This is a genomic window from Methanosarcina flavescens, assembly GCF_001304615.2.
GTDB lineage: Archaea > Halobacteriota > Methanosarcinia > Methanosarcinales > Methanosarcinaceae > Methanosarcina > Methanosarcina flavescens.
The window spans coordinates 1647142-1659918 of sequence record NZ_CP032683.1 but is presented as its reverse complement, the minus strand read 5'-3'; the positions used below and the strand labels follow the sequence as shown (position 1 = coordinate 1659918).

Below are 12777 nucleotides of genomic sequence, written 5' to 3'. Positions count from 1 at the left end.
TGAAAGGCAGGTAGAATGGGGAAATGGTAGCAGTGAAAATAGTCATAGAGGGTATAAGGAAACTGACGGGATGGTGCCCGAATGTAAAAGCGCTTGAAACCCAACATTCCATCCGCCCTGAATATTTGGAAGCGAATAGTCAATCAGGGGGGAAAGATGCCGAAAATTCTCCGATTTCATCTCCCAGCTGGTGGAACAAACGCCATAATAGGGTATTAATAATATCCTCCGGGCTTACCTTCTTTTCCATATATTTGATTATATTCCAGGGAGTCCGTCCCATGGATAAAGGTTTCATGTTTGGGTTAATTATCGGAACTATTTTTAATCTGCTTTTTTGTATCTGGAACTGGCATTATCTGGATAACATAAAAAACTCAAGTAGAAAAATAAAAATAATAACTGTATCACCAAAATGGAGAGTTATAAATCAAATACTATCCTTGGCATTGCTGTATCTCTTATTTTCACAATTTAATTGGGGATTTACTTTGTTTTTAATCTCTGCTTTTTCTTTGATAGTTTTGTTGTACTACTTTAAGTTTGATTTATTGCCTCTAATTTTGCTTCTTTACTTCGGTTCGCGCAACATGGCACTTATATCTGGACTTTGTTTGACAGCTTATCTGTATTATTTTACAGATATATACTGGGAAAAGAAGAATAAAAAAATCGTGCTTATCTACGGGCGTAACATGCCAGAGATCCACATTGTAAATATGGGGACAGAATAATGACTATGATCCTGAAATACATAAAAAAGTTGATGGGATGGTGCCCATACGCCAAAACATATGAAGCTGAAGCCCGAAGACATGCTAACCTTGAAAATTTTGATTCCAATATTCCAGACAGAGCAAGGGGAGAAAATGGAGATTTAAAGAACTCTGGATGGCTCCAGAGAGAAAGTAATCAAATTCTTTTGTCTGCTATTTTTTTAACTTTTGTTCATTTCCTTATATATAATCACATGGGCCTGCTCCCATCCCTTTTCGCAACATTACCTCCCCTATTTTATTTTGTATTTTACTGGAATGAGCGGATTCAACGGTTCAACGACATTGCAAGAAAACCTATTGTCCGTTATGTCTCTAAAGTATCATATCTTTGGGATTTGATATTCGTAATTTTTATTGCTCTGCTTATGTTGCTCACTTATATGATAAGGCAATCTTGGCACTCAGCCTTATTCGGACTTTCAATTCTTTTGTTCTTTACGTGGGGTTTCTATATTCAATTAATTTACTGGGAAAGGAAAAATCACATGAAAATTTATGTAAAACATGAAAATAGCTTCGAGAAGATGTATGCTGTTGGGGAAAAAGAGGGAGAACTATGAGCCTTAAAGTCGAAACTATAAAAAGACTGATGGGGTGGTGCCCAAATGCAAAAACACATGAGGCGAGACAACCTATTAACTTTGAAAGTTTTGAATCTGGTATTTCGAGTAGATCAAGTGGAGATGACGAAAAACAGAAAAATCCTGGATGGTTTCGTAAAACAAGTGTCCAAACTTTTTTAATTACCACATTTTTTACACTCACGTATCTCCTAATAATTAAGCAATTAGGTGTAAACCTTATCTTTCTACTTGCCGGATCTTTAGTTTCTTCGTTTTTCATTATATTTGACTGGAATGCTCAAATGCAAAGATATGATGCTCTGATAAAACAACCATTAATCGATTATTTAGGTAAGAAAAAACTGTATTATATACTCGCATATACGTTCGTGATTGTGATTTTCTACCTTTGGTTTAAAGGTCAAGAACTCGCTATGCAAGCAATATTTTCACTATTGGGGGGTTCTCTGGTTGCGATGTGGCTTAGTTATTTCCAGCTAATATATTGGGAGAAAAAGAACCACAAAACTATTTATTATGGCAAAAAGCATGGGACCTGGAAAACTTCGTATCTAATTACGGAGAAAAAATAAATGTCTATTAAAGCTACTGCTTTTGAACAAATCAAAAAGCTGTTGGGCTGGTGCCCAATGAAAGATTATCTTAAGAAAGATGGGCAGGAAGGCTGCTTCCCTGAATTTAAATTAGAAAATAGGAATATTCAGTTAGTACCATCTTCCCTGGGTCTGCACGAAAGTGGAATTCTTAAGGTGAGGGCTAGTCTCTTTGACGGGGGATGGGTATTATGGATATTAATAATCACTTTTTTCACAATAATAGTCTCATTATTTTTCTGGACATGTATTCCTGAAGGCTCTTATTTAGTCATTTTTTCAGGCCTTATTATGTTCCTTATGCCTCTTATGTTATTTCTTAACCATCCAAATACTGCTTCAGTAATTCCCGGAAAAATCATGATCAAGAAACCTATGCGTAAGTTAGTTGTGATCAAGAAAGAGGAGATTAAACAAATCTCAGTAAAAAGGACGGGAAATCGTTTCGGTTGCTGGCTGATACGCTTAATTTACGTAATCTGGATACCACTTTACTTTAAAAAAGAGATAATGACAACTTTGTACGATCTGAAAATGTTATTTCCAGACTACATTGAACTCAGTCAATTTCTGAGACAGCTTGCATTACTAACAATGTTCTTTATAATGTTTTACAACAGCGAACTCGTGGCACCTTATCAGCAGGCTCTTGAAGTAACCACAAACTCAAACCTGAGAATCTGGTTGTATACCGAAGAACCTGAAAAACTTACCACGATCCTCAGAAACTAGATGGAATAAGAAAAGAGATCGAGAAGGGAAAGAAATTGTAATTCTCTGGATATTTAATCACTTGGAAAATACAATTAAACTCTTATTTCAAACTTTTAATGAGTTCCTGCCAGCGTTTTTCGTCTATAAGTCTCTGGGCATTAAGCATCCTTTTAAACTCATCAGCACCTTTTTCACCGCCCTTTCCTTCAAGCCTGTCCTTTAATTCCATTACAGCTCTTAGAAGCCCCGTAGCTTCCTCATATAAAGCCTCAGCTTCAGTCTTTGTAAGTTCCTCAGTTTCCAGCAGTTTTTCATTTGCTCCTGCCTTTTCCTTGAGTTTCGGGATAATAGTCTTTATTTCGGCAACCTTATTCGAGTTAATAATTCCCTTTTCTCCCAGTTCCCGGATCAGATCTCCTAACTTATACTCCTCTCCATCTATCTCTATGTTTTCAGGAATTTTCTTTCCTGCCCAGGCAAAATCACTCCTGAGGCTCCAGAGGAGTTTATTCCGTTCCTGAGTGCTGATGTATTCCACATCTGTTTCTTTTCTATTTCTCTCGCCCGGTAACATGGATTTTTTCCCCGATTCAGGTGTACTAAGTATTTCTCTGCCCCAATTCATATCTTTTTCTATACAAGCCTGAAGAAACCAACCCAGCATGCATTTAAAGGAAAATCCGATCTTCCTTGTAATCTCAGGTTAGGGTGTCACATGGATTGAGAGCAAGAGACTTTATAATTAATCGTATAATGAAATGCTTCAAATATTTAAAAATATTAGTAAGTATTTGGGGAAAAATAGACTATATAGTATTAAACTAGACAAATCTGAAGAATTATGCACTGTTACTAATCTTTCCATGCGTTTATTCTTCATAGCCTATTACATAAAATAAGGGGAGTGAAAAATTTGAGGTATATTATTAAAATATTATTGGTAACTGTGTGCCTTATTGCATTCAGTGGTATTGCAGCAGCCTGTGAGGAAAGTTACACTGAGAAAGAATGTAAAAGCCCTGGGTACTAGAAAAATCACCCAGATGCCTGGCCTGTTAGTAAATTTACCTGTGGAAAATTATACGTCGGGTCCGAATCATACAATGTATTACAAGCAATAGAGATGATGCAACAACCCGTAAAAGGAGATAAAACATATACGATGTTTAATTCACTTGTTGCTGCCAAACTGAATGTAAAAAGCGGCTGTCGCGCGCCCTGTGAGATAAACAATATAATTACAGGAGCTGACAGGTGGATGAAAGCCTACAAACTTGGAAGTGGCGTAAAGGGGAGCAGCGAGGCATGGAAGAAAGAGTTTGAGTACTGCGGATGCAAGTATCCGTCTGGAGAGGAAATGCACAAGAAGCTTGACGCCTTTAATAATGGTTACTACTGCTGATAAAAAAGCAATCAATACAACAAATTTACAAATCTAATAAATCTCTGTCAGTAACATAAACTTCGCCCCACCGATCTTCCGGTGGGGTTTTAAGATAAATCTCTATTGCTTGTAATACATTGTATAACAGGTTTCGGATCAAATAGATCAAAATAAATGAGATTTAAGCAAAGTGAGAATAATTTACCGAGAGAGTTTCCTGCGGTTACAATAAATTTTCCCATACCTTTTTAATATTCTTCTAATTTTGATAACTTTCTGAAACTACCCTAATCTCAGAATTTAATTTCACAAAAATACTCAAAGCAGATTCTCGGCTATATTTTCCGAGATCAAATGTTCACAGTACAGACAGTGGAGAGTTACTCCTTCTTCGGACTGCAGCACAGAGAATTTTGATTTTATAGGTTCGCTGCTGTTGGAAATACATTTTGAGTTGGTGCAACGAACAACACCCACAACAGAGGGAGGAAGTACAACATTATTCTTCTGGACGACTTCAAAATCCCTGATAATATTGATGGTAGCTTTCGGAGAGATAAGGGCAATCTTGTTAAGTTCTTCAACGCTGAGTTCTTTACCTTCGATTTTCACAACGTCTTTTTTTCCTCTGGAGCCTGGAGCATTCATAACAAAGCTAATAGTGGCTCGGAAATCACTGGATATTCCAAGTATACGCAGAACATTCAAAGCCTGTCCTGCCTTTATATGGTCAATTACTGTTCCTTTTTCAATTGCCTCGACTTTGAGGTTTCGTTTTCCCTTCATTCAATTACCCCCATAGCAAGAGCGAGAAGTGCCATCCGTGTAGGAATACCATAGAAAGCCTGTTCGAAATAGCAAGCATATGGCGTTGAGTCTACTTCGGGAGAAATTTCGTTGACTCTCGGGAGAGGATGAAGAATTTTGAGGTTCGGATTAACATTTCTCAGCAGGTCACGTGTAACCTTCAACCTGTTTTTAACCTTCTCATATTCCTCGGGATCAGGGAAGCGTTCCTTTTGGACCCTTGTCATATAGAGAACCTCGACGTCTCCAATTATTCTTTCAAGAGAGTCAGTCTCTTTTATATTGATATCCATCTTTTGAAGATCCCTGACAATATCTGGAGGCATCCTGAGTTCAGGAGGCGAAACAAAAGTCATTTCAGCTTCGTAAAGGGATAGAGCATAGCAGAGAGAATGTACTGTTCTTCCATACTTCAGGTCTCCTGCCAAAGCAATTTTCAGGTCCTCAAGATGGCTTTCTCTGCGGATAGTGTAAAGGTCAAGGAAAGTCTGTGTAGGATGGTTAACAGACCCATCTCCACCATTGATTATAGGAACACTTGCAAATTCAGCAGCCATCCGTGCCGATCCGTCAAGAGGATGACGCAAGACTATAAGATCCGCATAATTGCTGATCACACGGATGGTATCGGCAAGATTTTCTCCTTTCATTACCGAACTTGCCTCCACTGAACCAAGGTTGAGAGTTTTTCCTCCAAGCCTCTGCACAGCAGCTTCAAAAGACATTCTTGTCCTTGTGCTCGGTTCAAAAAAAAGAAGTGCTATAATTTTTCCATCCAGAAGCCTTAATCTCTCTTCGCCTCTGGCCACAGGCTCAAGCCTTTCCGCAGTATCCAGAATATGATCAATCTCTTCCCGCGAAAAATCTTTCATAGAAATAACATGTCTGTTCTTAAGTGACATCCTGCTTCCATAAAATGATACACTGAGATATAATTTTTGCTCTAGAAATTTCTGAGAGACCAAAGCAACTGAATTCCATTCCCATATCTAAGTTATGCACTTTACTTGGATACCTTTCATCAAATTCAATCCAGAGCCTTGAATCTTTGATCCTCTGATTGACGAACTGTTCCTGAAAGCATTTCACGTCTCTTTAAAGCATCCATTCTCGATTTCCTCCTAATCTAATACCGTGAGTAACAGACCCAAATTCTCATTTATAGAGCTTTCTTGCTTCTTCCGAGGTAAGGAACTTTTCTTCCAATACTATTACGTCCTCTTTTCCTATGCTGAGAGAATTCCGATGCATTATCTATCTTTAATTCCTCAACTCGACTGAAGTCGCCTTTTTGAATCAACTCCCCTATTCATTTGTGTAGAGGACAATTTTCACCCCAGATCCCATATTGTCCATGAATACTGACCGGCTCAAAAAACGAAAGTGCAGAATAGAAAACGACTGCCTGCATTCTTCAATGGTTATATTTTTATAAATTTGTCTCTTGTTTATTTCTTGCTTATGTTACTGTTTATCCTCACTATTCTGTTCTAGGAAGTTTATATATTCATCAAATCTCGCATTGCAATTGTTTAATGTTTATTGTTTATCCATGAATTTTAGATATAGAATAACAACAGTGAAATAAAATCAGTAGAATAAAGTTAGAACAAAATCAACAGAGATTGATCTTTGTAACATTTCCAGCTTCCAAAGTAAAGACCAGGCAATAGAGTACAAGTCTATAAGTTTAAAAACATAGTCAGAGGGTGTATTATGAGATGGGTGACGAATTTATCCCACCTTTGAGAAGGCGGGGATTCTTTCGCTCTACTAAAATCGTAAACTAATAGAGTAAACCCGGAGTAACAACCAGAATAAAAGCATACAGGACAGCTGATATAAGAATGCTTGAAAACTTCAGTTTCTTTGATTTCTCATTTGAGGTGATACTATAACTCCCATAATTCAGGTTGCACTTGATCTTCTGGAATTAGATCGCGCGGTAGAGATTGCAAAAGAGGCAATAGCAGGGGGTGCAGATTGGATCGAAATCGGAACGCCCCTTATCAAAAGTGAAGGAATGGACGCAATCCGTACCATGAGGAAAGCTTTTCCAGAACGAACAATTCTGGCAGACATGAAAACTGTAGATACAGGTGCTTTAGAAGTCGAGATGGCAGCAAAAGCTGGCGCTGATGTCGTTATTGTGCTGGGGAGTGCAGATGATTCTACACTGCTTGATGCTCTTCGTTCAGCCCACAAATATGGAGTCAGACTGATGGCTGACCTCATCTCGGCTCCTGACCCTGTAAAAAGAGTAGTTGAGCTTGAGGCTCTGGGTGTGGACTATGTTAACGTCCATGTAGGAATAGACCAGCAGATGATGGGAAAAGACCCCATATCACTCCTCAGGGAAATCTCACATAGAGTCAATGTACAGCTCGCGGTAGCTGGAGGACTTGATGCAAATACTGCAGCGCAGGCGGTCAAGGCTGGTGCAAGAGTTGTCATTGTAGGAGGGAATATTACTCATTCTGACAATGTAACCGAAGCAGCCAGAAAGATCCGGCAAAGTGTAGACTGCCCGGATGCTGTGGAAATCTGCAGTGTCGGCACTGTAGACCAGGAAATCAGGAAAATTCTTAAGGAAGTATCCACTTCAAACATTTCGGATGCCATGCACAGAAAAGGCGCAATGAAAGGCATCCATCCTCTGGTAGGAGGAAAAATAGTAGGAACTGCAGTTACCGTACAGACTTTTCCTGGAGATTGGGCAAAGCCAGTGGAAGCAATTGATGTTGCAAAAGAAGGAGATGTAATCGTTATTTACAACGAAAACAAGGATATTGCCTGCTGGGGAGGACTTGCAACCTGGAGTGCCTTAAATAAGGGAATTGCAGGCGTAGTAATAGAGGGTGCTGTCAGGGATATTGACGAGGTCAAAAACTTGGGACTTCCGATTTATACAAGCAATACAGTACCCAACGCCGGAGATCCTAAAGGTTTTGGAGAGATCAATGCTGAGATTACTTGTGGTGGTCAGACCGTGAAGCCAGGAGATTATATTGTGGGCGATGAAAGCGGTGTTGTGGTAATTCCAGCAGAGAGGGCGTACGAACTAGCAAGAAGAGCAAAAGAGGTTTACAAAAACGAAAAAAGACTCTTCGATGAAATTAAGAGGGGTGGGACGCTCTCTGAGATAATGGAACTCAAAAAATGGGAAAAACACTGAATAGTCTCATTTTTCAAATTTTAGCTAAAATCCAGGGTAAAAGAGAAGAAATGAGAATTAAAAAGAAAACGAGAATAAAAAAACTTCAGAAAGCTATTAAAGTCGAAGAGATGCTGAGAGACCGCAGAAAGATTTTTACTCACAGTTCTCAGGTCGAGAAAAACAGATTCTGGACAGAAGGAGAGCCTTGATAAATTTCATTTCTTCTTCTTGGCAGTTTTCACCTACTCTAGCCCGAATCAGGGAATCCACTTCCAGTTCGAGGGATTCCAGCGCAGCTTTTATCTGTAACTGTCTTTCCGGGGGAAAGATTCTTCCAGTACCCCTGACATCTCCAGTAAGAGCGAGCTCTTCAAGTTGTCTGAAAACGACTCTAGTATTTATTCCCTGGATTTCAGCAATCTCATATACACTGAACCCCTTCTGAAAGAGAGAAAAAGTTCTTTCAAGGGAATCCGTTTCAGAAAGAACAGATTCGACAGGGCTTGCTTTGATAACATCTACAGATTCTGATTCAGGTAAAGCTTCTGCCGAGTCTATTTCTCCTGAGTTGCCTGTCAATGAGTTTCTCTCTGACCAGTCCTGAATGCTCGTGTCCAGATATCTTCTCCTTTTTGTTAGTAAGTCGCCAGTTTCCAAGCTGCTCATGTCATCAGCTTCAGAATCAGGCATTTTAGTCTCAATAATCCCAATTTCAGTTTCAGAATCGTCACCATTTGGAATTAATTCCTCTGATGTTATCTCCTCATATTCAGGGTCTCTGCGGGTAATCTCTGGACTTTCAGGTTTTCCATCAGGCATTAAATTATAATCCCTACAATAATTCTCAATTTCCTTGAGGAAAACATCCCCGTACTTCCTCAATTTATGCTCTCCAACTCCTGTAATGGAATGAAATTCCTCATGGTTGCGCGGAAAGCTTGTAGACATTTCCTTAAGTGTGGTGTCAGAGAAAATGATGTAAGGAGGAAGATTTTTCTTTAGGGCAATTTCCTTTCTCAGAGCTTTTAACCGCTCAAAAAGAATAGGATCAGGCTCTTTTCCTGATTTTAGATTCTTTCTGGCTTCTGTGTTTTTCAGAATATCAGCCGCAACTGAAAATTTTCCTGAGAGAGCCCCTTCTGAAGACCCTTCTACAGGGTAACACAAATCATCAGCTTTTTTGCCTTTTATACCGGCAGCTATTGAAGAAGGAATCGAGTGCTCTTCAGCTTCAGGCACAAATCCTTCAGGACAGACAAGCTCAACTCGTTCCGTCCCTGCCAGTATCTTCCTGCTCATTGCGTTAAGTTTCAATATGGGGTACTTCGCGCCACTCACGTTTAGAAGACCGGTATTTATCATTTCGGAAGCTAACGACCTCCATTGTTCTTTAGTAAATTCCCGACCAATACCGTGACTTTTCAACTTTTCATGTCGATTTTGCCGGATTTTTTTATTTTTTGAGCCTGTGAGAATATCGATAACATAGTTAGTGCCAAAGCGCTGGTTCAATTCCTGGATGCAGGTAATCAATTTCTTTGTAGCTTCGGTTCCATCAAAAGTGCCTTTTGGAGTAAGGCAGTTGTCACAGTTCCCACAAGGTTCTAAAAGAACCTCCCCAAAGTATTCCATTAAAGTCTGACGCCTGCATTTGTTTCCCTCGCAATAAGCTACCATCTGCCTTAACTGCACAAGAGAAATGTCTTTCTCCTTCTCGTTTGTCTTCTGTGAGATAAAGTATTCTATCTTGAAACGGTCACCCCTGCTGAAAAAAAGAATGCATTCGCAGGGGCTACCATCCCTTCCGCCTCTGCCGGTCTCCTGATAATAACTCTCAAGATTTCTGGGAAGGTCATAATGTATTACGAAACGTACATTAGACTTATCAATACCCATCCCGAAAGCGATTGTAGCTACTATGATATCCACATCGTCTTTAATGAACATATCCTGGTTTCGGGCTCGATCGGCATCTGAAAGACCCGCATGGTAAGGAAGAGCCCTGAACCCTGCGAGATTCAGTTTTTTTGCAAGTGCTTCGACGCTGTTTCGGCTCTGGCAGTAGATGATTCCTGCTTCACCTCTATGCCTGCGCAGGTAATCGGTGATTTCGGAAAATGTATCCTTCTTTGGCCTGACCTCATAATAAAGATTTTTACGGTTAAAACTGGCTACATAAGGCCCTTTTTCCGGATCAATATTAAGGTTGAGTTGTGATACAATATCTTCTCGAACTCTTTCTGTAGCTGTTGCCGTGAGCGCGATAATCGGAATATGAGGAAATCCTGTCTTCGGATTTCTCAAAAGTTTCAGTTTTCTATATTCAGGCCGGAAATCGTGCCCCCACTCGGAAATGCAATGCGCTTCGTCAATTGCAAATAGGCTGATCTTCCCCTTCTTTAAAAAAGAAAATGTTCCTGGCGTCATGAGCCTTTCGGGAGCAATATATAGGATTTTTAACCTGTTTTCGAGAAAAGCTGTTTTCACATCCCGAATTTCTCTAGCACTCTGGGCACTGTTCATGCAGGCTGCAGCAATCCCGTTTGCTTCAAGCCCGTCAACCTGGTCCTTCATCAGGGAAATCAGTGGAGAAACAACGATTGTAACCCCATCAAAGAGAAGAGCAGGTAACTGATAGCACATCGATTTGCCCCCACCAGTAGGCATGAGCACAAAAACATCTTTTTTCTCAAGGACATCCCTGATAATTTCTTCCTGCAAAGGGCGAAAAGAGGTATATCCGAAATACTGGCGCAGGGCTGAGTACATTCTGGCAGACAGGGAGGGCTCGGGCTCAAGTTCACGTTTACTAGTTTTTAAGAAATTATATTCAGTACTCGTTTTCAAATCCCCCTGACCTGTAGAACTAATTTCAAAGCCAGAATATCAGTACCAGAAGATCCGGTAAAACCAGGCATATGTATGCCTTAACACAATAGTTATACTCATAAGATTCTAATTTTTATAATAAAACTTTCCAACGTTTATGGTGAATTAGTCTTATATTGATGACAATAATTCCATGCTTAAATAATTTTTTTCATTTTATGATAGTCAGACACAATAATCAGATATGCGTATAAAGTGAACCTGATCTGGAATCCTGACGCTGTGATGTTTCAAGTTCATCATATTTAAGTTGCAGGTGTGCGGGGTGAAAGTATTCGGTTATGTCGGGTGTAATCTCTTAAATAAATTCAGATATTTTTCGAATAATAAAACTAAAAAGTCAGTTTAGGAAGAGAAAAATGAGATTGCCAATTTCTGGAAAAATCAGAATAGGATTGAAAAGTGGAAATAAATAATAAATTTATTTATTTCTAGCGTCAACATTATTAATGTTTGATATGAGGTAAAGATAGGAGGATAAGAAGTGTGGCTACACCCAGGCACTTCTTGTCTTCCTCTTCAGTTATGTTCTATTACCAGCCAGCTACGCTTTCAATTTCCCCAGACTTCCCATTTTCATCTTTATAATGTGCATGAGAGTTCTCATATCAATATACCTGTCTTGCTGTTAGAATTATAACTCTGAAAAAGCTCTTAGTTTGAAAACCCAATACTTTGAGATCAGTTTCTCCTGCAGGATACAAAAACTTGACTTCCAATTTACAGCAAATCCATGACACTGACTATTTTTGTTTCTTCAACTATACCTTTAAATATCAAAACCTCCATGCACCAACTCATATATTACAATAAAATAATCAGATTCAGATAATTCTGGTAATTTTTACAGATCATAATCATTTTTTCCAAAGGATTTCAGTTTAGCATCATTTCAGGAGCATTTCAATGGTAAAACCCGAAAAGTTCATTCCAGAAGCTATTGAGAAAATTAGCAAAGAAATAAAGGACGGGAGAGCGATTATTGCGCTTTCGGGCGGTGTGGACAGTTCTGTTTGTGCAGAGCTGGCTTACAGGGCGATTGGGGACAGGCTTCAGCCGATCTATATTGATACAGGGCTCATGAGGAAGGGAGAAACCGAGAGGATAAGGCACATTTTCTCCCATATGAACCTTGATATTGTTTATGCAAAGGATAAGTTCCTTGCAGCCCTCAAAGGTATAACTGACCCTGAAGAGAAAAGGAAGGCTATAGGCGAGACCTTTATCCGCGTGTTTGAGAAAGAGGCAAGGAAACTTGCAGCCGAGTACCTTATACAGGGTACAATTTACCCTGATAGGATCGAGTCCGAAGGTGGAATCAAATCCCACCATAACGTTGGGGGACTGCCCAGTGTGATGGATTTCAAGCAGATCGTTGAGCCTATCGCGGACCTTTATAAGGATGAAGTTAGGGAAATTGCCTGGGCGCTCCAGCTACCTGACGAGATCTGCGAAAGAATGCCTTTCCCGGGTCCTGGTCTGGCTGTGCGAGTTCTTGGGGAAGTTACAGAAGAGAAACTTGAGGTTGTTCGGGAAGCCAACTTTATAGTTGAAGAGGAACTCCTTGACAGGTTCTGCCCCTGGCAGACTTTTGCTGCTATCCTCGGCAAAGGAACAGGTGTAAAAGGAGACATCAGGGCATACGGATGGATCGTAGCTGTAAGGGCGGTGGGGTCCAGAGATGGAATGACTGCAGAAGCGCTAGAACTTCCCTGGGATGTGCTCAAAAAGCTTGAAGCCAGAATTACCTCCGAGATTCCAAAAGTAGCCAGGGTGGTTTACGATATTACACCCAAACCGCCTGCAACAATCGAGTTCGAGTAATTTCGAATGTAGTTAAGTAAACAAATAAAGAACATAATAGAAAGCA

The 12777-nt window shown here is 39.8% G+C and carries 11 protein-coding genes; 7 read left to right on the top strand and 4 right to left on the bottom strand.

Going from position 1 to position 12777, the window contains the following annotated elements; all coding sequences use genetic code 11:
- Positions 1–23: 23 nt before the first annotated feature.
- From AOB57_RS07435 to AOB57_RS07420, 4 genes are read left to right on the top strand one after another with little or no spacing between them, the layout of a single operon-like run.
- On the top strand, positions 24–734 hold the full coding sequence (locus AOB57_RS07435) for a DUF1673 domain-containing protein (RefSeq protein ID WP_319592641.1): 711 nt from the start codon (positions 24–26) through the stop codon (positions 732–734).
- A gap of 5 nt (positions 735–739) precedes the next feature.
- Positions 740–1339, top strand: a complete 600-nt coding sequence (locus tag AOB57_RS07430; RefSeq protein WP_226999418.1) for a DUF1673 family protein — start codon at positions 740–742, stop codon at positions 1337–1339.
- Positions 1336–1935 carry a DUF1673 domain-containing protein gene (locus tag AOB57_RS07425; RefSeq protein WP_054299691.1) on the top strand — a complete coding sequence of 200 codons (600 nt, stop codon included), beginning with the start codon at positions 1336–1338 and terminating at the stop codon, positions 1933–1935. Before AOB57_RS07430 ends, AOB57_RS07425 begins: the two co-directional genes overlap by 4 nt.
- Entirely contained in the window at positions 1936–2688 is a 753-nt protein-coding gene (locus tag AOB57_RS07420; RefSeq protein ID WP_054299692.1) for a DUF1673 family protein, read from the top strand.
- Between the two features lie 82 nt (positions 2689–2770).
- Here the strand turns inward: AOB57_RS07420 and AOB57_RS07415 are convergent, their stop codons facing one another.
- Complete coding sequence (locus AOB57_RS07415; RefSeq protein ID WP_054299889.1) at positions 2771–3244, bottom strand: DUF5788 family protein; 474 nt, start codon at positions 3242–3244, stop codon at positions 2771–2773.
- Positions 3245–3793: 549 nt separating this feature from the next.
- On the opposite strand from AOB57_RS07415, the gene AOB57_RS07410 reads away from it, so the two are divergent.
- Complete coding sequence (locus AOB57_RS07410) at positions 3794–4072, top strand: hypothetical protein (RefSeq protein ID WP_167829571.1); 279 nt, start codon at positions 3794–3796, stop codon at positions 4070–4072.
- 300 nt (positions 4073–4372) lie between these two features.
- On the opposite strand, the gene pyrI is transcribed toward AOB57_RS07410, so the two are convergent.
- Both pyrI and pyrB read right to left on the bottom strand, forming a co-directional pair.
- Positions 4373–4840: an aspartate carbamoyltransferase regulatory subunit gene (pyrI, locus tag AOB57_RS07405; protein WP_054299694.1), complete on the bottom strand. Its 468-nt coding sequence runs from the start codon at positions 4838–4840 to the stop codon at positions 4373–4375.
- Positions 4837–5763, bottom strand: coding sequence for an aspartate carbamoyltransferase (pyrB, locus tag AOB57_RS07400; RefSeq protein ID WP_054299695.1), 927 nt, complete (start codon positions 5761–5763; stop codon positions 4837–4839). Before pyrB ends, pyrI begins: the two co-directional genes overlap by 4 nt.
- Before the next feature lie 992 nt (positions 5764–6755).
- On the opposite strand from pyrB, the gene hxlA reads away from it, so the two are divergent.
- Entirely contained in the window at positions 6756–8036 is a 1281-nt protein-coding gene (gene hxlA, locus AOB57_RS07395; RefSeq protein ID WP_167829669.1) for a 3-hexulose-6-phosphate synthase, read from the top strand.
- Positions 8037–8171: 135 nt separating this feature from the next.
- On the opposite strand, the gene recQ is transcribed toward hxlA, so the two are convergent.
- Positions 8172–10787 (bottom strand): DNA helicase RecQ, encoded by a 2616-nt coding sequence (gene recQ / locus AOB57_RS07390; protein ID WP_054299890.1) that lies wholly within the window; start codon positions 10785–10787, stop codon positions 8172–8174.
- 1026 nt (positions 10788–11813) lie between these two features.
- On the opposite strand from recQ, the gene guaA reads away from it, so the two are divergent.
- Positions 11814–12731, top strand: coding sequence for a glutamine-hydrolyzing GMP synthase (gene guaA / locus AOB57_RS07385; protein WP_054299699.1), 918 nt, complete (start codon positions 11814–11816; stop codon positions 12729–12731).
- Positions 12732–12777 lie beyond the last annotated feature (46 nt).

Bases quoted from the DNA above. Each gene is read 5' to 3' on its own strand.
- AOB57_RS07435 (WP_319592641.1), top strand. From the start codon at position 24: ATGGTAGCAGTGAAAATAGTCATAGAGGGTATAAGGAAACTGACGGGA.
- AOB57_RS07430 (WP_226999418.1), top strand. From the start codon at position 740: ATGATCCTGAAATACATAAAAAAGTTGATGGGATGGTGCCCATACGCC.
- AOB57_RS07425 (WP_054299691.1), top strand. From the start codon at position 1,336: ATGAGCCTTAAAGTCGAAACTATAAAAAGACTGATGGGGTGGTGCCCA.
- AOB57_RS07420 (WP_054299692.1), top strand. From the start codon at position 1,936: ATGTCTATTAAAGCTACTGCTTTTGAACAAATCAAAAAGCTGTTGGGC.
- AOB57_RS07415 (WP_054299889.1), bottom strand. From the start codon at position 3,244: ATGTTACCGGGCGAGAGAAATAGAAAAGAAACAGATGTGGAATACATC.
- AOB57_RS07410 (WP_167829571.1), top strand. From the start codon at position 3,794: ATGATGCAACAACCCGTAAAAGGAGATAAAACATATACGATGTTTAAT.
- pyrI (WP_054299694.1), bottom strand. From the start codon at position 4,840: ATGAAGGGAAAACGAAACCTCAAAGTCGAGGCAATTGAAAAAGGAACA.
- pyrB (WP_054299695.1), bottom strand. From the start codon at position 5,763: ATGTCACTTAAGAACAGACATGTTATTTCTATGAAAGATTTTTCGCGG.
- recQ (WP_054299890.1), bottom strand. From the start codon at position 10,787: ATGTACTCAGCCCTGCGCCAGTATTTCGGATATACCTCTTTTCGCCCT.
- guaA (WP_054299699.1), top strand. From the start codon at position 11,814: ATGGTAAAACCCGAAAAGTTCATTCCAGAAGCTATTGAGAAAATTAGC.